The following is a 20,378-nucleotide window of genomic DNA, read 5'->3' as shown; positions in this document are numbered from 1 at the left end:
GAACTCGCCGCGGCGCGCGCCGCCGATGCCGCACAGGCTGCGGATCAGTCGTACGAGGCCGAGCTCAGGGCCGCCGAGTCGATCGCCGCCGACCACCGTCTGGCCGACCTGCTGGGCCTGCCCGCCACGCACGGCACAGGCGTGCCCCGGCCCCGCAGCGGAGCGGCCGGGGCGGAGACGGACCCGGACGCCCCGCACAGTCCGGACCATCAGGAACAGGCAGGCCGGCGGGGCCAGGCGAGTCAGGAAGGCCGGACAGGCCGGCCGGACCGGGCCGCCCACGCCACGCACACCGTCACTGCCGAACAGCCCGCCGCCCGCGAACAGCCGCTCACCGCCCAGGAGCTGGACCGCAGCGCCGACGAACTGCGGGAGCTGCTCGACCAGGGCATCGCCTCCGCCGAGCGCCGCCTCTTCGAACTGCGCACCGCGGCCGCCGACGACTCCCGCATCCTCGGCGCACTCGGCGACGGTGGACTGCTGCCGCCCGGCCCAGATGTCCTCGCCACCGTCGAATACCTCGGCGAGCACGGCATCCCCGCCCTCCCGGCTCGGCGATACCTCGCCCAGGCCGTCGACCCCGCCGACCACGCGGCCGTACTCGCCGCCCGTCCCGAGCCTTGTCGACGGCGTGGTCATCACCGACCCCGACTCGCACGCCCGCGCCCGCGACGTCCTGAGCGGCGCCGCCCTTCTGCCGCGCTCCGCCGTCGCTGTAGGCACCGCCGCCGCGCTGCTCGCCCCCGTTCCGGCCACCGGCACGGGCTCGGCCGGGAGCGAACGGAAGGGGTGTTCCTCGTTCCGCCGAACCCGGCGATGCACGACGAACACGCGGCCGACGAGGAGCGGCAGGCTCTCAGGAGCAGGGCCACCGCCCGCGACGAGGACATCCGCACCCTCGCGGCCCGCCTCACCGCCGACCGCTCCCTCGCGGCCCGCATCGGCTCCTGGCGCGCCGACTGCCCGCCCGGCATGCTCGCCGAGCTCGCCGAAGCAGCCCGCACCGCCCGTTCGGCCGCCGAGGCGGCAGAGGGCGCGCTCGCCGAAGCCCGTACCGTGCGTGCCGAGGCCGACGAGGCCGCCGCGGACACCGCCCGCGTCCGCGATGAACGCCAGGAGGCCGCCCAGCGCGCCCGCCGCGCCGCCGACGCCCTCGCGGGCCTCGCCCACCGGCTCCGCGAACGCGCGGGCTGGCAGGCGAAATTGCGCGAACTGATCGACGAAGCAGCCGAGTCCGAAGCCCGCGCCACCGTCTGCCTGGAGCGGGCCCGCGCCGCCGACGAAGACCGCAGGGCCGCTCAGCGCGCCGCCGACGACGCCCGCCGCACCGCCCGCGCCCTGCGCGCCGAACGTGCCGAGATCGCAGGTGCCCCCGAGCATCTCCCGGAGCCCGAGAGCGACACCCCACGCCCCGCGCTTCCCGCGCTGCGGGAGGCCTACCGAGCCGCATCCCAGCTGTACGAGAAGGTGGGCGTCGGCGCCGACCTGCGCGCCGAACAGGCCCGCGCGGAGAGCGACGAGAGCGCCGCCCTCGCCGAGCTGGACCGGCTCACCAACAAGGTCCGCACCCGGGCCGCCCAGCTCCTCGAAGGCACCGAGGGCGCCGACGGCCCTTCCAGGCAGGCGGCCGCCGCCCGCGCCGAATCCCTGGTCCAGCTCCTGGAAACCAGGGCCTCCACCGCGAGCGAGCAGCTGGGCCGGCTGCGGGGAGAGGCCGAACGCCTGGCCCCGGTCGACGGCGAGACCCATCACACCGAACTCCCCGACGAGCTGGTCCCCGCCGACGCCGAGCAGGCCCAGGCCCTCCTGCGTACCGCCACGGCCGAACTGGCCTCCGCCACCGCAACCCTGGACACCGCCCGCGCCGCCCACGCCGAGCTGCTGCACGCCCACCGCACCGCCGAGGACTCCGCGGGCGGCTTCGACGAGACCGCGGCACTTCTGCGCGATCTCCTCAGGGACCATGGCGCGGACGACGACACAGAGGCGCCCGAGCCGTACCCGGGCAGCCTCGACGAGGCCCGGCAGTCCGCCGCAGAGGCCCGCCGTTCACTGCGCGGCTGCGCCGCCGACCTGTCCGCCGCCGAGAGTGCTGTAAGGGAAGCGAGTGACGTCCTCGTACGGCATGCCAACTCCACCCGCTACGAACAGGTCCGCACCCCCGCCCGCCGGCAGATCCGCGAGCTGCCGGCCGCGGCACTGCCCGAGCACGCCGAGAAGTGGGCCGCCGCCTTCGCACCCCGGCTCCGTGTCCTCACCGACGAGCTGGCCCAATTGGAGCGCAACCGCGACTCCATCGTCGACCGGCTCCGCGGCCTCGTGGAGTCCGCGCTCACCACCCTCCGCTCCGCCCAGCGGCTCTCCCAGCTCCCTGAAGGACTGGGGGAGTGGTCAGGCCAGGAGTTCCTCCGGATCCGCTTCGAGGAACCGGATCAGGCGACGCTCACCGAGCGCCTCGGCGAGGTCATCGACGAGGCCACCCGCGCCGCCCTCAAGAAGAACTCCGATCTGCGCAGGGACGGCATGTCCCTCCTGCTGCGCGGTGTGCAGGCGGCGCTGGAGCCCAAGGGCATCGCCGTGGAGATCCTCAAACCGGACGCGGTGCTCCGTGCCGAACGCGTCCCGGTCGGACAGATGGGCGACGTCTTCTCCGGCGGTCAGCTGCTCACCGCCGCCATCGCCCTGTACTGCACGATGGCTGCACTGCGCAGCAACGACCGGGGCCGCGACCGGCACCAGCACCGTCACGCGGGCACGCTGTTCCTGGACAACCCCATCGGCCGGGCCAACGCCACCTATCTGCTGGAGCTCCAGCGAGCGGTGTCGGACGCCCTCGGCGTACAACTGCTCTATACGACCGGACTCTTCGACACCACGGCGCTCGCCGAATTCCCGCTGGTCATCCGATTGCGCAATGACGCGGATCTGCGGGCCGGGCTGAAGTACATCAGCGTGGAGGAGCACCTTCGCCCCGGGCTGCCTCAGCAGGACCCGAACGGCGAGACCGTGCACGGCGAGATCACCGCCACCCGCATGTTCAAGCGTGCCACGACACCGCCCGACACCGCCCGGGTTCCCGCTCAGGGCCCGTCCGACGAGTAAGGACGACGGGCAGGAACGACGAGTAGGGAGTCCGCGCGGCCGCGAGCCGCGAGGGCCCTGCTCGGTCCATCGGACGGGGCGGGCGGCGCTCAGGCCCGCGAGAGGCTGCCCGCGCCCCGGCGGCGTATCCGCGCGTCTTCCCGCTGCGCGGTCCGCGCCGCCCGCCGGGCTCTGCGCCGCTCACGACGCAACTGCCGCGCCGAACTGCTCGGCACGGACACCACACCGTTGCGCTGATTCCAGACCTGCCGGGTGACCCAGACATCCAGCACCGACCAGGTCGTGACCACCGTGCTGCCCACACTGCTCAGCACCATCGGAAAGGCAAGCCAGGACCCCGCCAGCGTGCACAGGAACGCCACTATGGCCTGGATGATCGTCAGCGACATGATGAGCACGGCACGCACGGCAGCCCTGCGGACCGGGTCCGGCATCCGCCGCCGTATCGCAGGCTCTTCCACCCAGAGCTGCCGGTGCTGCTGGCACGGGACCGTCGCCCGGCCGGTCGCCCCCGAGACCGCCGTCGCAGCCGGTGCCGACGACACCGCACTCCGACGCTCCTCCGTATCCAAGGACTCTCAACTCCCCACCGCTGTCCGACTTCAGGGTTTCTGCCCGGCATGCGCCGTTTCTACGCGGGTGGACCGGACCGTCCTGCCCTTGGCGCTCCCTGTGTTTCTCCTGCCCTGTACAGAGAGACGAGTGACCAGCTGTGAAGATTCCCTCGATCCGTCACCGAGCGAAGAATTCCAGCCAACTGCCCTGCCGGACAGTGTGATGCTCTGACAGGTCTCTTCTGCCGCTTTCGCGAATTTCATTGCCCGGAATACCGGGACAACTCCTGATCGACGCCGAGGAGTGCGGCTGAAAATCGTCCGGACATCCCTTCGAGTTGTCTCTCTGTCGGTAGTAGGCTCGCGCCGTTTGTTGACGGAACACGACCACCGCCCCGTGGGGCCGGGCTGGAGGAGGCCATGCGCTTTCGCGGGAAGTCCATCCGCAGGAAGATCGTGGCGTTGCTGCTGGTGCCGCTCGTCTCCCTCACCGGACTCTGGGGTTTCGCCACCTTCCTGACGGGGCGCGAGGCCGGCCACCTGCTGAGTGCGAGCACCATCGTGGAGAAGGTCGGTCATCCTCTGGAGGACACCGTCCGTGCCATTCAGGACGAGCGCCGTCAGACCCTTGTCTTCCTTGCCGACCCCAGGGCCTCCAACGCTCTGCCCCTGCTGGAGCGCCAACGGGCGGCCACCGACCGTGTCGTGGCGGATGTCAGGGACAGCGCACGGCAGAAGGACATCCGCGATGCACTGCGGCCCGAGGACGAATCACAGCTGAACGCGGTCCTCGGCACGGTCGAGGGCCTTGGCGCACTCCGCGATTCGGTCGGGAAGCGCACCATCGACCGCCTCAAGGCGATGGAGTTCTACGACCGTCTCATAGACCCCTGCTACCGCTTTCTGACCGGCCTCCGCACGATGGAGAACGTGTCGATGGACAAGCAGGTCCGCGCGCTCGTGGGCATCTCACGAGCCCGCGAAATGCTCTCCCGCGAAGACGCTCTGGTCGCCTCGTCACTCATCGCCGGCCGGCTCACCGCTTCCGAACTGCGCCAGATCTCCGACCTCGTCGCCAATCGCAAGCTCCTCTACGAGATAAATGGCGAGATGCTTCCCTCGTCGGAGCGCCGACGCGTGGAGCAGTACTGGTCGGGCCCGGACAGCGAAGCGCTGAGGACCGCGGAGAACACCCTCATCAGCGGCGGCCCCACCCAGGACCCACGAGCGGTCGACGCCGAGCGCTGGCAGGAAGCGGCCCCGGCGGTCCTGGACCGGCTTGCCAACGACTCCACCGAGATGAACAACCGCTTCCAGGACCGGGGCAAGCCCGCCGGATACAGCGTCCTGATCAAGGCCGGGGTCGCGGGTGTCCTCGGATTCCTCGCCCTGCTCGCCTCGGTGTTCGTCTCCGTACGCATCGGCCGCGAGCTCATCCGTGACCTCTCCCGGCTCCGAAAGGATGCCCATGAGGTCTCCGGCGTACGGCTGCCGAGCGTGATGCGCCGACTCGCCGCGGGCGAACAGGTCGATGTCGAGACCGAGGCACCGCACCTCCAGTACGAACGGGACGAGATCGGCCAGGTCGGCCAGGCCCTCAACACCCTGCAACGGGCCGCCGTCGAAGCCGCGGTCAAACAGGCGGACATGCGCCGCGGGGTCTCCGAGGTCTTCGTCAATCTCGCCCGCCGCAACCAGGTCCTGCTGCACCGGCAGTTGACGCTCCTCGACACCATGGAGCGCCGCACCGAGAACACCGATGAACTCGCGGACCTCTTCCGCCTCGACCACCTGACCACCCGCATGCGACGCCATGCCGAGGGCCTGGTGATCCTCTCCGGCGCCGCACCGTCCCGTCAGTGGCGCAAGCCGATCCAGCTGATGGACGTGGTACGGGCAGCGGTCGCCGAGGTCGAGGACTACGAGCGGATCGAGGTCCGCCGGCTGCCCCGCATCGGTGTCGGCGGCCCCGCCGTCGCCGACCTCACCCATCTGATCGCCGAACTCCTGGAGAACGCCACCGTGTTCTCGCCGCCGCACACCGGGGTCCAGGTGCTCGGCGAACGCGTCGCCAACGGCTTCACGCTCGAAATCCACGACCGCGGTCTCGGCATGGCTCCCGACGTCCTCCTCGACGCCAACCTGAGACTCGCCGAGACCCCCGAGTTCGAACTCTCCGACACCGACCGGCTCGGTCTCTTCGTGGTCAGCCGTCTCGCCCAACGGCAGAACGTACGTGTCTCGCTGCAGACCTCTCCCTACGGTGGCACGACCGCCGTCGTCTTCATCCCGGCGGCGCTGCTCACCGACGCCCCGGAGACGCACGGCACCGGCTTCCGCCTCGACCGCCGGTCCGAGAAGGCGATCGGCAGCGGCGCAAGGGCAGCCGGCCAAGGACCGGGCGGCGACAAGGGCCGCAGGGACGGCGTGCCGGACCGCCGCGCCGCCGGCAGACCCTCCGGCCTCGCCCCCGTCCCCACCGGCCTCGTGGACCCGGCCCTCCTGGACGGTCCCGTCGAGCTGGAGGGACCCCTCGGAGCGCTGGGCTTCGAGAACGACCCCGTACTCGATCCGCTGATCGACCCTCTGCTGGGCGGTGCTTCCGACATCGACGACACCGAGAGTGAACGCGGCGGCATCTTCCGCGCCCGCGACCCCCGGCGCGACGGTGACCGCGAACAGCACCAGCAGGTGTCCGACCAGGCAGCCGAGTCCGCGGGCGATGTGCGGGCGATGCGCCCCGGCGGCCCGGTGCCGCTGCCCCGCCGCAAACCGCCGACCCTGGTCGCCGACAACGGACGCCGGGTCGACGAGGCGGGCCGCGCCCACCCCACAACCGCCGAGCACGACTCCTCGCCCGATCCGGCCGAAACCGGCAGTTCCACCACTGGCACCGGGATCGGGCCGTCGGCCGCCGCCCCGTGGCCCTCCGCCGTCGACACCGGCAGACCCGCTGAGCCTCGGCACCCCACCGAACCCCGGCAGCCCACCGGCTTCCGGAAACCCACCGAGCCGTCCACACCTCCTGAGCCCGCGCCTCCGACAGCGCCGAGCGCGGACCGGGAGACCGTGGGTGGTCTGCCCCGACGCATCCGGCAGGCCAGCCTCGCCCCGCAGCTTCGCGAAGTCTCCGGCGGCCGCGATGCGGAGCCGGCCGCAACGGAACCGTCTCAGGACTTCGAGCGGGATGCGGACGAGGTACGCAGCCGCATGGCTTCGCTCCAACGCGGCTGGCAGCGCGGCCGTCGGCAGAACGCCGAGGACGTGACCGGTCCCGGTGAAACAGCACAAGGAACCACTCCGGGAGGGGACGGTCGATGACCGCACCGAACGCCGCAGCACACAACGCCGCACGCCAGGGCTCAGGGCAGCTCAACTGGCTGCTGGACGAACTCGTCGACCGCGTCGCCAGCATCCACAAGGCGCTGGTGCTCTCCAGCGACGGCCTCGCCACCGGCACGTCCAAGGACCTGACCCGCGAGGACAGCGAACATCTGGCGGCCGTCGCCTCCGGATTCCACAGCCTCGCCAAGGGTGTGGGACGCCACTTCGACGCGGGCCGGGTCCGTCAGACCGTCGTCGAACTCGACGAGGCGTTCCTCTTCGTCACGGCGGCCGGTGACGGCAGCTGTCTCGCCGTGCTGGCCGACGCCGACTCCGACGTCGGTCAGGTGGCGTACGAGATGACGCTGATGGTCAAGCGCGTCGGCGCCCACCTGGCCAACGCTCCCCGGACGACCGGTCTGACCGCCGGCGGGTGAGGGGACGGCATGAGCGCTGATTCCTCCAGATCTCCGGCAAGGCCCACGGACCCGCAGGCATCGCGCTGGTACGACGCCGAAGCGGGCCCTGTGGTCCGTCCGTACGCGATGACCCGGGGCCGTACCAGCAGCGCCTCCCGTCATCGGCTCGACCTGATCGCGATCGTCGTCCCGGAACCCGCGGCCGACGATCCCGGCCGGAACCAGACGCTCTCCCCGGAACATGTGGAGATCGTCGAACGCTGCAGTGACATGCCCCAGTCGATCGCCGAACTCGCGGCCGGCCTGGATCTCCCCGTCGGGGTGGTCCGGGTGCTGGTCGGTGATCTCGTCGAGGACGAGCTGGTGCACGTAACCCGTCCCGTTCCGCCGGCCGAGCTGCCGGACGTGAACATTCTTCGCGAGGTGATCAATGGCCTTCGGGCGCTCTAGCCGCAACGGGCGGCCCGTTGAGCCCGTTACCCTGAAAATCCTGGTGGCGGGCGGCTTCGGAGTGGGCAAGACGACTCTGGTCGGCGCGGTCAGCGAGATCAGGCCGCTGCGTACGGAGGAGAGACTCAGCGAGGCGGGCCGTCCGGTGGACGATCTGGCGGGCGTGGAGGCGAAGACCACCACCACTGTGGCCATGGACTTCGGCCGGATCACACTCCGCGAGGACCTGGTGCTGTACCTCTTCGGCACCCCGGGGCAGGACCGTTTCTGGTTCCTGTGGGACGAACTCGCCCAGGGCGCGCTGGGAGCGGTCGTGCTCGCGGACACCCGACGGCTGGAGGACTGCTTCGCGGCAGTCGACTACTTCGAGCGCCGTGCGATTCCGTTCACCGTGGCCGTCAACTGCTTCGAGGGAGCCGACAAGTTCCCCACCGAGACGGTGCAGGCGGCGCTGGACCTCGACCCGGAGGTGCCGGTGCTCATGTGCGACGCACGCGACCGCGCTTCCGCACGGGACGTACTGGTGGCGGTCGTCGAGCACGCAGTGGCTCGGGCGGAGCGTCCCCGCGAGCCCGCAACGACGTAGGCCCATCGGCCGACACGGTGCCCAGACGCGGCCCGCACCCCCGCCGACCGGGGTACGGGCCGCGCGTCGTTGCCTGACCGGGCAAGGATTTTTCACCCTGTGTGAGGGGTCGTCAAGGCTGTCGACAGCAAGCGCTGTTCACGACGGGTGCGGTACAGGCCGTCGCGCACTGCACAGCGGCCGGGAAATCGCTCAGCGGACCGCGACGACTGCGGAACCATGGCCGAACAGCCCTTGATTCGCCGTGATCCCGACCCGCGCGCCCGGAATCTGCCGTCGGCCCGCAGCGCCGCGCAGCTGCCAGGTCAGCTCGCAGACCTGGGCGATGGCCTGCGCGGGCACGGCCTCCCCGAAGGAGGCGAGTCCGCCGCTCGGATTGACCGGGATACGGCCACCGAGCGCCGTCGCCCCCTCACGTACGAGCTTGGCGCCCTCACCCGCACCGCACAGCCCGATGTCCTCGTACCACTCCAGCTCAAGAGCGGTCGACAGGTCGTACACCTCGGCCAGGGACAGATCCTCCGGTCCGACGCCCGCCTCCTCGTACGCCGCCCGGGCGATCGAGGCGCGAAAACCCTCCGCGGCCGGCTCCACGGCGACCGCCGAATCGGTCGCGATGTCAGGAAGGTCGAGGACGGCCTTGGGGTAGGTCGGCGTCACCGTGGAGACGGCGCGGATACGGACCGGATCCGTGGCCCCGTGACGCCGGGCGAACTCCATGCTGGACAGCACGAGCGCCGCCGCGCCGTCGGACGTCGCGCAGATGTCCAGCAGCCGCAGCGGATCGGCGACCACGGCGGAGGCGGCGACCTGCTCGGCGGTCACGGGAGCGCGGTAGCGGGCGTTACGGTTCAGCGCACCGGCCACCGCGTTCTTCACCTTGACCAGCGCGAAGTCTTCCGGGGTGTCTCCGTGCACGGCCATCCGCCGACGGGCGTACAGCGCGAAGTACGCGGGGTTCGTCGCGCCGAGCACCCGGAAACGCAGCCAGTCGGGGTCGTCCGGCCGGTCGCCGCCCGCCGGGGCGAAGAACCCCTTGGGTGCGGCGTCCGCACCCACCACGAGTACCACCTCCGCGAGGCCGGCGAGGATCTGTGCCCTGGCAGTGTTGATCGCCTGGGCACCCGACGCACATGCCGCGTACACGCTGGCGACCCTCGCTCCCTGCCAGCCGAGTGCCTGCGCGAACGTCGCACCGGCCACGTAGCCCGGGTAGCCGCCCCGTACGGTGTCCGCGCCGACCACCGACTGCACGTCCCGCCAGTCGATCCCGGCATCACCGAGCGCCGTCCGGGCTGCCACCGTGCCGTACTCGACGAAGCTGCGTCCCCACTTGCCCCACGGATGCATCCCGGCGCCGAGGACGGCCACCTCCCCGGTCATGCCGCACCGCCCTCGGCCCCGCCGGTGCACTCGGACGGCACCGGCCGCCAGTGCCAGGTCGTCCACACCGGGTCCGAATCGGTACCGGCGGCGCCCCCGCTCAGCACGCCCGGCACCACCTCGACGGTCATTCCGACCGCTAGATCCGCGACGCCCACCCCCGGCGCGGCCTGTCCCAGGACCACCATGCGCTCGGCCGTCAGCTCGACGGCCACCAGCGTGTACGGCTCCCAGGGCACGTCGGGGCCGGAGAGGTAGGGGGCGGGCGGCCGGTAGCGGCCGTCCGTGTACGACCAGACCGTGCCGCGCCGGGAGAGCGGCACTTCGGCCAGCTCACCGCCCGCGCACTGCGGATTGCGGCAGAAGACGTCCTGACGCGGGAAGAAGACCGACGAGCAGGCAGAACAGCGGGTGCCCAGCAGTCGAAGTCCTCGTCGGTGCTGTCCCCGGTGAACCATCCGGCCACCACTGGTGTGCGTGTCCGTGGCAAAACCCCTCCCCGATCAAATATCTGACGGAATGCCAGAAGTCTTTCGCGGTCAGCGGTTGTCGGCGAGCCACTTGGCGGCGGTCTCTGCCAGTTCGTGGTCACGGCCCGCCAGCATCATCCGGATCATCTGCACGTCGCCGCGCAGTGACCAGGCGGGGTGCCCGAAGGTGGCCGGATTGTTCTTCTCGATGAGGAAATGGGCGGGCCAGGCGGTCCCGTACCCGATCAGCGGCAGCGCGGCCGCGTACCTCTTGCGCCCCCGCGCCAGGCCGTACGCGGTCACCGCGAGGCCGGTGAGGGTGCCCGTCAGATGGACCCAGCGGGTGGCGGCCCTCGAGTGCATCGCGACGTAGTAGGGCCAGAACTCTTCGTATGAATCGAACGTCTGCTGTGACATACGGGCACCGTAATGGCTTGAACGGCAACCGGAAACGGTCGATCCGCGTCCGAGAAGAAGAACGGGCGGCCGGAACCACGGGGTGGTCCCGGCCGCCCTTTCTCCGCGCTCGCGTCAGTGCCCCGCGACGGACCTCCTGGCCACCGGGAAGTCGAAGTAGGTGTTGGGGAACAGCTCGGGCTTGAACGTGTAGTGCCACCATTCCTCGGCCAGATTCACAAAGCCGGCGTCGGTGAGTGTCTTCTTCAGAAACTGCCGATTGGCGCGCCGAGTTCCCTGGATGCGCGGGTCGTCGGTGTGCGAGAGCGTGTCGAAGCAGTCGAATCCGGTGCCCATGTCCACGGAGTTGTCGGGGAAGCGATCGGCCTGGGGCGCGTAACAGGGCACCTGCTTCCGGCCCGGCAGATATGGTGCGGTGGGCGCGGCGGGCAGTTTCACCAGGGTCAGGTCCACCGTGCTGCCGCGGCTGTGCCCGGACTTCTCCGCGATGTAACCGTCGGCGAACAGTCGCGTCTTGTCGACCCGGGGGTAGAACTCGCCCTTCATGGTCTCGTCGTCGAGATCCTTCGCCCACCGTACGAAGTGGTCCACCGCCCGCTGCGGCCGGTAGCAGTCGTACACCTTCAGCGAGTAGCCCTGCTTCAGCAGCCGGGTCTGCGCGCGGTGCAGGGCCCGGGCCGCCGGCCGGGTCAGGATGCAGAGCGACTGGCGGTAGCCGTCCACCGGCACGCCCCTGAAGTTGTGTGCGGTGGGGTAGCGCATCTCCTGGATGATCGTGGGATCCACCGAACGCAGCGCGACGAACTCCTCGGGGGCCTTCGGCTCGGGCTTCGCCTGCGCCACGGGGGCGGCGGCGGTGACGGCGAGCAGGGTGGCGGCAGTGGCCGCCAGGACACGGAAAGCGGAAGCGATGCCTGTCATGAGCACATAATCCAGTAGTGCGGGGGGCCTGGCAGGCGATCGGATAAGGTCCGCGCGTGCCTGTGTCCACGAGCAACCCCGACAAGCCGGTCAAGGACTCCCACTGCGGCAGCTGCGGAGCACCGTACTCCGCCTCGCTTCCTCCCACCGCCTGGCCCCGCACCTGCACCGTCTGCGGGGACACCGCCTACCGCAACCCGCTGCCGGTCGCCGTGGCCCTGCTCCCCGTCACCGACCGGGACGGCACCGGACTCGTCGTCATCACCCGCACCATCCCGCCCCACCGCGGCGGTCTCGCCCTTCCCGGCGGCTTCATCGACCACGACGAGGACTGGAAACACGCAGTCGTACGTGAACTCCGCGAGGAGACCGGCATCGAGGCCGACGAACAGGACGTCCGCCTCGCCGATGCCCTCAGCGCCCCGGACGGCCACCTGCTCCTCTTCGGCCTGCTCCCGGAACGTCCCGCGGCCGGCCTCCCGCCCTCCGGGCCGACCGACGAGACCTCCGGCTTCCAACTGCTCCGCACACCCACCGAGCTGGCCTTCCCGCTGCACACCCGGGCCGCCCGCACGTGGTTCGAGCGCGGCTACCACTGACCGGCCGACGGCCCCTGCGCACACCGCGACCCGGCTACAGCCCCCGCACGCGCACCGGGTGGTTCACCGGCCCCTCCTCGCCCTCCCGCTCCACCCGAACCTCGCCGTCCACCAGCCGCGATGTATACCGTTCGACCTCCGCCCGTTCCCAGCCGTCACCCGCATCCCGGACCACCAGACCGCCCCCACCTCGCCCCGCGGCCGGAGCCCATACCTCCAGTTCCACACCCCCGTCCGCCCCCCGCACCGGCAGCACCGAACCCGCCCGCGCCAATACCGGCACCCGCGACAACGGAGCATCGAGCAGGACCTGCCCCGGCCCCTCGTACACCTCACCCGTCGCCGTGTCGTACCAACGCCCCCGCGGCAACCGCACGGCCCGGCGATCAGCACCACGCTCCAGCACCGGTGCCACCAGCAAGGCGTCACCCAGCAAGAAGGCGTCCTCGCACTCCCGCAATGCCCGCTCCCCGGGCGCACCCCACCAGAGCGGTCGCACATACGGCGCACCCGTCAGCCGGGCCAGCTGCGCCAAGGTGACGAAGTACGGGTGAAGCCTCTCGCGCTCCTCCAGCGCGGCACGCGCATGCTCAAGCACTCGCGGTCCGAACTCCCACGGCTCCCGCCGCCCCGCGTCGATCGCCGCATGGGTACGGAACAACGGCAGATACGCACCCAGCTGGAACCACCGCAGATACAACTCCGGCGACGGCGAGCCGTCGAACCCGCCCACATCCGGCCCCGAATACGGAACCCCGCACAGCCCCAGCCCCAGCACCAGCGCCAGCGAGGCCCGCAGTCCCGGCCAGCCGGTCTCCACATCACCGGACCAGGTGCCCCCATAACGCTGCATCCCCGCCCAACCGGAGCGCGAGAGCAGAAACGGACGCACTTCCGGTCGCAGCCGGCGAAGCCCTTCGTACCCGGCACGCGCCATCGCGAGCCCATACACATTGTGGGCCTCACGGTGATCACCCCCGCCACCCTCCAGAGAGTGCCGCGTCGACCGCGGCAGCGTCGGATCCCCGAACGCCGCGAACGACACCGGCTCGTTCATGTCGTGCCACACACCGGAGAATCCCTGCGCGAGCCGCTCCTCGTACAGACCGCCCCACCACTCCCGCACCTGCGGATCGGTGAAGTCCGGATAGACGCACTCACCCGGCCACACCTCCCCGCGCACCGCCCGCCCCCGCGCATCCCGGACGAACGCCCCGCCGCTCCCGACCGCCCTGCCCGAGTCGAACACCGCATCCCCCGGCTCCGCCTTCACCGCGGGATCGACGATCGACACCAGCCGCACCCCGTCCTCAAGCAACTCCTTCGCCAGCCCCGGCAGATCGGGAAAACGCTCACGGTCGACGGTGAACACCCGATGCGCGTCGTAGTGGTCGATGTCCAGATGCAGTACCGACAACGGCAGCCCCCGCTCCCGGTACCCGGCAACGATCCGCCGCACCTCCCGCTCGCTCCCGAACCCCCAGCGGGCATGCTGCGGACCCAATGCCCAGGACGGCGGAAGCGCGGGCGCACCTGTGAGCGTCGTCCAGCCCTGCAGCACCCGGGCCGGCGTACCGGCCATCACCCAGCAGCGCAGCGGCCCCCCGTCCATCCGCACCTCACACATCCCCGGACGGTCATGGCCGGATCCCGCACCCTCCTCGCCCTCGCGCAACGTCACCCGCCCCGACCAGGTGTTGTCGTGGAACATCAGATGCGTCCCTGCATCGGAGACCACCATCTGCACCGGCATCGTCAGATACAGCGGATCGTCATCCGGCCCGAAGTGCCCACCCGGATCGGTGTTCCACAGCTCGTACACACCGTCCCGCAGCCGCGGCCCCGACGCCCGTCCGCCGAGTCCGAAGAACCGGGCGTCCGCAGGCACCTCGGAACGCTGCACCCACCGAGCGGCGCCACCCGCCACCGGCTCCCACCAACGCGGTGGCAACTCGCGCCGGAGCACCACCCCGCCAGGAGTGCGCAGTTCCACTGCCCCGTGCCGCGACACCGCAACGGTCAGCCGCTCCGAGACCACCTGCCAGCCGCCGTCCTTGTCCGGTTCCAGCTCGGCCCGCGGATCCGCCTCGGGCGCCGCACCGGCCAGTGCGTACGACGGCAACGGCTCCGCGCCGTCCCAGGCCCAGAACACCGCACCGCCCACCGCCACCCGGACCCGCAACTGCGAACGCGCGAATCGCACCACACCCCCGCCCGGCCCCGGCTCCGCCCCGACCACAAGTCCCGGCACTCTCGCCCGCTCCGCACCGCGCCGCGGCAGCGCCCGCGCATCCGCATTCCGACGCCGCAAGGAGGAGCGCACCGCGCGCAGCCCCTGCACCGAACCGACCATCTTCACCGAGCGCACCAGGTCACGACCGTTCATGCAGTTCACCCTGCCACCCGACAGGGCGGATGCGGGCTCCGTTCAACTTCCGTTCACCCGTGGCCGGACCACATATCCGGACACGCGACCATGGGGGGCGAACCCTGGTGCGAAAGACGATCACATGGCATCGTCCGTAAAAGCCGCCTCACGCGCACACCCCAGCACGTGTGCGCGCGAACCACGCCCACCCCGCGTACCCGTACAGCCAGGGAGCCGCCCCATGACCTCAGCAGCGAACGAAGCCCCCCTCTGGCAGCCCGACGCCGAGCGCATCGCCGCCGCGTCGGTCACCCGCTTCCAGAGCTGGGCGGCCGAGCGGTACGGAGCGCCGGCCGATGGCGGCTATCCGGCGCTGCACCGCTGGTCCGTCGACGAGTTGGACACCTTCTGGCGTGCCGTCGCCGACTGGTTCGACGTACGGTTCTCCACCCCGTACGAGACCGTCATCGGCGAGCGCACCATGCCCGGCGCCCAGTGGTTCCCCGGTGCCGCTCTCAACTACGCCGAACACGCCCTGCGCACTGCGGAGGACCCCCTGCGCGCAGACGCACCCGCCCTGCTCCACGTCGACGAGACCCACACCCAGGTCTCCATCTCGTGGTCCGAACTCCGCCGCCGGGTCGGATCGCTCGCCGCCGAGCTCCGTGCTCTCGGCGTCGAACCGGGCGACCGTGTCAGCGCCTACCTCCCCAACGTCCCCCAGGCCGTCGTCGCCTTCCTCGCCACCGCGGCCGTCGGCGGCGTATGGACCTCCTGTGCCCCCGACTTCGGCGCCCGCAGCGTCCTCGACCGCTTCCAGCAGGTCGAACCCGTCGTCCTCTTCGCCGTCGACGGCTACCGCTACGGCGGCAAGGAACACGACCGCGCCGACACGGTCGCGGAACTCCGCCGTGAACTCCCCACTCTGCGCGCCGTCGTCCACATCCCGCTGCTGGGCACCGAGGCCCCGGAAGGCGCCCTCGAATGGTCCGCCCTCACATCCGCGGACATCGAGCCCGTCTTCGAGCAGGTCCCCTTCGACCATCCGCTGTGGGTGCTCTACTCCTCCGGTACGACCGGACTCCCCAAGGCGATCGTCCAGTCCCAGGGCGGCATCCTGCTGGAACACTTCAAGCAGATCGGCCTGCACTGCGACCTCGGCCCCGACGACCGGTTCTTCTGGTACACCTCCACCGGCTGGATGATGTGGAACTTCCTCGTCTCCGGCCTGCTCACCGGGACCACACTCGTGCTGTACGACGGAAGCCCGGGCTATCCGGACGTCAGCGCCCAGTGGCGCGTCGCCGAACAGACGGGGGCGACCCTCTTCGGTACCTCCGCCGCCTATGTCATGGCCTGCCGCAAGGCCGGCATCCACCCGGGCCGCGACTTCGACCTCTCCCGTATCCAGTGCGTCGCCACCACCGGCTCCCCGCTCCCGCCCGACGGTTTCCGCTGGCTCCACGACGAAGTCGCCGACGATCTCTGGATCGCCTCCGTCAGCGGCGGCACGGACGTCTGCAGCTGCTTCGCCGGCGCGGTCCCCACCCTCCCCGTACACATCGGCGAACTCCAGGCCCCGTGCCTCGGCACGGACCTCCAGTCCTGGGACCCCGCAGGCAAGCCGCTCATCGGCGAAGTCGGCGAACTCGTCGTCACCGCACCCCTGCCCTCCATGCCGATCCGCTTCTGGAACGACCCCGACGGCAGCCGCTATCACGACAGCTACTTCGACATGTACCCCGGTGTGTGGCGTCACGGCGACTGGATCACGATCACCGAACGCGGCTCGGTCATCATCCACGGTCGCTCGGACTCCACCCTCAACCGCCAGGGTGTACGTATGGGCTCCGCCGACATCTACGAAGCCGTCGAGCGGCTCCCAGAGATCCGTGAATCTCTCGTCATCGGCATCGAGGAGCCCGACGGCGGCTACTGGATGCCGCTCTTCGTCCACCTCGCCGACGGGGCCGCGCTCGACGACGACCTGCGCAACAGCATCAAGCAGACCATCCGCGAGAACCTGTCCCCGCGCCATGTCCCGGACGAGGTCATCGAGGTCCCAGGTATTCCGCACACCCTCACCGGCAAGCGCATCGAGGTTCCGGTCAAACGCCTTTTGCAAGGCACGGCCCTGGCCAAGGCGGTCAATCCCGGCTCGGTCGACAACCTCGAACTCCTCCGCTTCTACGAGGACCTCGCCCGCAAGCGTGCCTGACCGTCCGCATTGTCAGTGCCCCTGATTACTCTGAGTGAGCAATGATCGACAGCGCACTGGGGGAGTCATGGCGCACACCAGGAACACCAAGCACAGCGCGACCGCCGGGTACAGCCGCTCCGGCACATCCATGCGACGTACGCTGCGCCGCGAAGCACCCAGCACCATCGGCCTCCTGGCCGACGAGCAGGACTTCGCGGCGATGCAGCGCTACCGCACCTTCACGTTCGACGACCACACCGTCTATCTGCAGCAGATCGAGGGCCTGCTCAAAGCCCTCGCCGCACAGGGCATGCACGCCACGGTCGCTCTCTTCGACCCGGAGGAGTACGCGGAGTTCTGCACCGAGTCGGGAATCGCTCCCGACGCCCCCGCCAGCCGCAGCCGCTTCACGGCCGAGATCGCCTCAGTCGGGGCCACCGTCGCGTACGCCGGGCAGCCCATCGACACCCTCATCCCGCTCCTGGTCAGCCGAGCCGTCCGCCAGGCCACCTGGGAGTACGGCACGATGACTCTGGCCGGCCTCGGAGACTGCGCGGACTGCGGCCAGGACATCGGCCGCGCCGCCTTCGACCGAGCCTCCCACCTGCTGCTGCGCATGCTGGAGGCGGCAGGCCCGGGCACCCACCACCTCGTCTGCAGCGCCCCCACCGAGAACGAGCATCTGCTCGCCGTCCTGCACACCGAGCGCGACACCGAGGGACCCGCCCGCCTCGAAACAGCGGAAGGAGCCGAGTTCGTCACGGTGCTCGCCGTCGGTATCGCCCTCGAAAAGCCCGGGGGAGTCGTACTCCGTACGAGCAACCCCGGCACCCAGGACCGGGTCCACGGCTGGCGGCTGGCCCGCGGCAGCCTGGTCCCGCTCACCGCCGGTGAGGTCTTCAGCGCCTACTGCACCGACGCCGACACCGGCGAACCGGTCGCCCCGGAGTCACATGTGGAGTACTGCGCGGGCTTCGACCTGGGCGCGGACGAACCGGAATCACACCACTGACAAGCCGAAGGGGCTCCCCGCCATCATCGGCAGGGAGCCCCCTTCACCACGGACGTCGCAGGGCTACTCGCCCGACAGCACCGCCTGAGCCGCCACCCGTGCCTCTTCGGCGGAGTCCGCCGCGCGCGCGGCGGAAGCGGCACGCTCGCACTGCGCGAGCGTGTACTTCGCCAGCGTGGCACGGACATAAGGAATGGACGCGGCCCCCATCGACAACGACGTCACACCCAGCCCCGTCAGGACACAGGCGAGCAGCGGGTCGGAGGCGGCTTCACCACAGACACCACAGCTCTTGCCCTCCGCCCCGGCCGCCTCCGCCGATAGCGCCACGAGGTCGAGCAGCGCCGGCTGCCACGGATCCTGCAGCCGGGACACCGCACCCACCTGACGGTCGGCGGCAAAGGTGTACTGCGCGAGGTCATTGGTGCCGAGCGAGAGGAATTCCACCTCCTGCAGGATCGAGCGTGCTCGCAGCGCCGCGGACGGAATCTCGACCATCGCGCCGAACTTCGCCCGCAGCCCGGCCTCACGGCAGGCATCGGCGAAGGCCTTCGCATCCTTACGGTCCGCCACCATCGGAGCCATGACCTCGAGGTAGACAGGCAGACCCTCGGCCGCCTTCGCCAGCGCGGTCAGCTGGGTTCGCAGTACCTCGGGGTGGTCCAGCAGAGTCCGCAGCCCGCGCACACCCAGCGCCGGGTTCGGCTCGTCCGCCGGCGTCAGGAAGTCCAGCGGCTTGTCGGCGCCGGCATCCAGCACCCGCACCACGACACGCCCCTCGGGGAACGCCTCGAGCACTGCCCGGTACGCCGCAATCTGCTTCTCCTCGGACGGCGCCTGCTTGCTGTCGTCCAGAAACAGGAACTCGGTACGGAACAGACCCACGCCCTCGGCGCCGGCCTCGACCGCCGCCGGTACATCGCCCGGCCCACCGACATTGGCGAGCAGCGGGACCTTGTGGCCGTCGGAGGTAGCGCCAGGACCGGTCGAAGCGGACAGTGCGGCCTTGCGCGCCGCAGCGGCGCTCTCCATCTCCGCACGCTTCTCGGCGCTGGGCTGGACGAAGATCTCGCCGGTGCTGCCGTCCACCGCGACGACCGTGCCCTCGGCCAGCTCACCGGCACCGGGGAGCGCCACCACGGCAGGCACACCGAGCGCCCGCGCCAGAATCGCGCTGTGACTGGTCGGCCCGCCCTCCTCGGTCACAAAGCCGAGCACCAGAGCCGGGTCGAGCAGCGCCGTGTCGGCGGGCGCGAGATCCCGTGCGATCAGCACGTAGGGTTCGTCGCTGTCCGGCACACCTGGCATCGGCACACCGAGCAGGCGAGCCACGATCCGGTTGCGCACGTCGTCGAGGTCGGCAACCCGACCCGCAAGGTACTCCCCGGCGTTGGCGAGCAGAGCTCGGTAGGCGGCGAACGCGTCGTAGACGGCACGCTCGGCAGTGCTGCCGACGGCAATGCGCCGATCCACATCAGCCATCAGCTCGGGGTCCTGAGCCATCATGGCCTGGGCCTCGAGCACATGCTGGGCCTCGCCACCGGCCAGATTGCCGCGCGCAATCAGGTCGGCCGCCACAGCCTCCACAGCCTGGCGAGCGCGCCCCTGTTCGCGCTCCGCCTCCTCGGCCGGAATCTGCTTGGCCGGCGGTTCGAGTACCGCCGTGCCCATATGACGCACCTCGCCGATCGCCACTCCGTGGCTCACACCGACGCCTCGCAGCGTTGTCTCCATTTCACCCGTCCCCGGTTGTGCGGCGGCCCGTGCCTCCGCGGTGGATATCCAGTCGGCCTTCACTGCGCCGAGTCCGTCACTGCCAACCGAACAACGTGTCGCCGATCTTCACGTCCCCGTCCTCGCGGACGTCGGAGAGGGAATCAGCAGTGGCCTCCAGCGCGACGATCGGGCACACGGGGGACTTGCCGGCCGCCTCGACGCCCGCAGGATCCCAACGCACGATGCCCTGACCGCGCCTGACCGTGTCCCCCTTGTTCACGAGCAGCTCGAAACCCTCACCATTGAGCTGAACGGTGTCGATGCCGAGGTGCACGAGAACGCCCCGCCCGTGCTCGTCCACGACGACGAACGCGTGCGGGTGCAGGGAGACAAGGATGCCGTCGACCGGCGATACGGCCTCGGACGGCTCGCGTACGGGATCAATGGCGGTTCCAGGACCCACCATCGCGCCGGAGAAGACCGGGTCCGGTACCGCAGCGAGCCCGATGGCACGTCCGGCAAGAGGGGACGTCACAGTGGTCATGGGGAACCTCCCAGGGGTGGAGCTTGAATGGCGCCGGCACAGCTTGTGGGCGACGGCGTACTGTTCAGCAGGGTAAGTCATAGGAAGTTCCGGTTCCGTCTGAGTCCTGACGGTTCGCGGCCCTAGAGGGGCACCGGAAACGATTTGCCTCAACTCCCGCCGCCCTGTACTGTCGTGCTCCTGCCTGGCCCCAGCGTGACTTCAAGTCGGGGGTCGGCGGCGACTTTTAAGCCCTGACTCTAAACCGGATCGGCACCTGCATGCCTGCAGGAGGTTGGTCAAGGGAAACGAAAAGGCCTGATAGAGTCGGACT

General features: G+C 70.5%; 14 protein-coding genes and 2 pseudogenes. 8 read left to right on the top strand and 8 right to left on the bottom strand.

The annotated features are described in order from the left end of the window. A pseudogene (locus tag GA0115254_RS04830) lies at positions 1 to 3,102 on the top strand (hypothetical protein); the annotation flags it as partial. A gap of 89 nt (positions 3,103 to 3,191) precedes the next feature. On the opposite strand, the gene GA0115254_RS04825 reads toward GA0115254_RS04830, so the two are convergent. Further along, entirely contained in the window at positions 3,192 to 3,674 is a 483-nt protein-coding gene (locus tag GA0115254_RS04825) for a hypothetical protein (RefSeq protein WP_093894025.1), read from the bottom strand. Between the two features lie 402 nt (positions 3,675 to 4,076). Between GA0115254_RS04825 and GA0115254_RS04820 the strand changes: the two genes are divergently transcribed. The 4 genes from GA0115254_RS04820 to GA0115254_RS04805 are packed head-to-tail and all read left to right on the top strand — an operon-like array spanning position 4,077 to position 8,435. Continuing rightward, on the top strand, positions 4,077 to 6,977 hold the full coding sequence (locus GA0115254_RS04820; protein WP_093894024.1) for a sensor histidine kinase: 2,901 nt from the start codon (positions 4,077 to 4,079) through the stop codon (positions 6,975 to 6,977). Then, the gene (locus tag GA0115254_RS04815; RefSeq protein ID WP_093894023.1) at positions 6,974 to 7,417 is read left to right on the top strand and encodes a roadblock/LC7 domain-containing protein; all 444 of its coding nucleotides are present in this window, start codon (positions 6,974 to 6,976) and stop codon (positions 7,415 to 7,417) included. The genes GA0115254_RS04820 and GA0115254_RS04815 overlap by 4 nt, the downstream gene beginning before the upstream one ends. A gap of 9 nt (positions 7,418 to 7,426) precedes the next feature. Next, a complete protein-coding gene (locus GA0115254_RS04810; RefSeq protein ID WP_093894022.1) occupies positions 7,427 to 7,849 on the top strand; it encodes a DUF742 domain-containing protein in 423 nt (140 codons plus the stop codon). Continuing rightward, on the top strand, positions 7,830 to 8,435 hold the full coding sequence (locus tag GA0115254_RS04805; RefSeq protein WP_093894021.1) for a GTP-binding protein: 606 nt from the start codon (positions 7,830 to 7,832) through the stop codon (positions 8,433 to 8,435). The genes GA0115254_RS04810 and GA0115254_RS04805 overlap by 20 nt, the downstream gene beginning before the upstream one ends. Before the next feature lie 192 nt (positions 8,436 to 8,627). Here GA0115254_RS04805 and GA0115254_RS04800 read toward each other — a convergent pair whose 3' ends face one another. The 4 genes and pseudogenes from GA0115254_RS04800 to GA0115254_RS04785 all read right to left on the bottom strand — a co-directional run bounded on the left by GA0115254_RS04800 (position 8,628) and on the right by GA0115254_RS04785 (position 11,626). Beyond that, positions 8,628 to 9,818 (bottom strand): lipid-transfer protein, encoded by a 1,191-nt coding sequence (locus tag GA0115254_RS04800; RefSeq protein ID WP_093894028.1) that lies wholly within the window; start codon positions 9,816 to 9,818, stop codon positions 8,628 to 8,630. After that, positions 9,815 to 10,287 (bottom strand): annotated as a pseudogene (locus tag GA0115254_RS04795) (Zn-ribbon domain-containing OB-fold protein). The gene GA0115254_RS04800 and the pseudogene GA0115254_RS04795 overlap by 4 nt, the downstream one beginning before the upstream one ends. A gap of 70 nt (positions 10,288 to 10,357) precedes the next feature. Continuing rightward, positions 10,358 to 10,705 carry an Mpo1-like protein gene (locus tag GA0115254_RS04790; protein WP_093894020.1) on the bottom strand — a complete coding sequence of 116 codons (348 nt, stop codon included), beginning with the start codon at positions 10,703 to 10,705 and terminating at the stop codon, positions 10,358 to 10,360. Positions 10,706 to 10,819: 114 nt separating this feature from the next. Beyond that, positions 10,820 to 11,626, bottom strand: coding sequence for a M15 family metallopeptidase (locus GA0115254_RS04785; RefSeq protein ID WP_093894019.1), 807 nt, complete (start codon positions 11,624 to 11,626; stop codon positions 10,820 to 10,822). Between the two features lie 56 nt (positions 11,627 to 11,682). On the opposite strand from GA0115254_RS04785, the gene GA0115254_RS04780 reads away from it, so the two are divergent. Continuing rightward, positions 11,683 to 12,225 (top strand): NUDIX domain-containing protein, encoded by a 543-nt coding sequence (locus tag GA0115254_RS04780; RefSeq protein WP_093894018.1) that lies wholly within the window; start codon positions 11,683 to 11,685, stop codon positions 12,223 to 12,225. Positions 12,226 to 12,259: 34 nt separating this feature from the next. Here the strand turns inward: GA0115254_RS04780 and GA0115254_RS04775 are convergent, their stop codons facing one another. Next, positions 12,260 to 14,611 carry a glycoside hydrolase family 31 protein gene (locus tag GA0115254_RS04775; RefSeq protein ID WP_093894027.1) on the bottom strand — a complete coding sequence of 784 codons (2,352 nt, stop codon included), beginning with the start codon at positions 14,609 to 14,611 and terminating at the stop codon, positions 12,260 to 12,262. Positions 14,612 to 14,834: 223 nt separating this feature from the next. Between GA0115254_RS04775 and GA0115254_RS04770 the strand changes: the two genes are divergently transcribed. Both GA0115254_RS04770 and GA0115254_RS04765 read left to right on the top strand, forming a co-directional pair. Further along, complete coding sequence (locus GA0115254_RS04770; RefSeq protein ID WP_093894017.1) at positions 14,835 to 16,811, top strand: acetoacetate--CoA ligase; 1,977 nt, start codon at positions 14,835 to 14,837, stop codon at positions 16,809 to 16,811. A gap of 67 nt (positions 16,812 to 16,878) precedes the next feature. Further along, positions 16,879 to 17,805, top strand: a complete 927-nt coding sequence (locus GA0115254_RS04765; protein ID WP_093894016.1) for a hypothetical protein — start codon at positions 16,879 to 16,881, stop codon at positions 17,803 to 17,805. Between the two features lie 63 nt (positions 17,806 to 17,868). Here GA0115254_RS04765 and ptsP read toward each other — a convergent pair whose 3' ends face one another. Then, positions 17,869 to 19,539, bottom strand: coding sequence for a phosphoenolpyruvate--protein phosphotransferase (gene ptsP / locus GA0115254_RS04760; RefSeq protein ID WP_093894026.1), 1,671 nt, complete (start codon positions 19,537 to 19,539; stop codon positions 17,869 to 17,871). A 76-nt stretch (positions 19,540 to 19,615) separates the two neighbouring features. After that, positions 19,616 to 20,065: a PTS sugar transporter subunit IIA gene (locus GA0115254_RS04755; RefSeq protein WP_093894015.1), complete on the bottom strand. Its 450-nt coding sequence runs from the start codon at positions 20,063 to 20,065 to the stop codon at positions 19,616 to 19,618. Positions 20,066 to 20,378 lie beyond the last annotated feature (313 nt).

The sequence above is a fragment of the Streptomyces sp. Ncost-T10-10d genome, from assembly GCF_900091955.1.
Taxonomy (GTDB): domain Bacteria; phylum Actinomycetota; class Actinomycetes; order Streptomycetales; family Streptomycetaceae; genus Streptomyces.
Note: the sequence above shows the minus strand (reverse complement) of the source record. Positions and strands in the feature narration are given on the sequence as shown.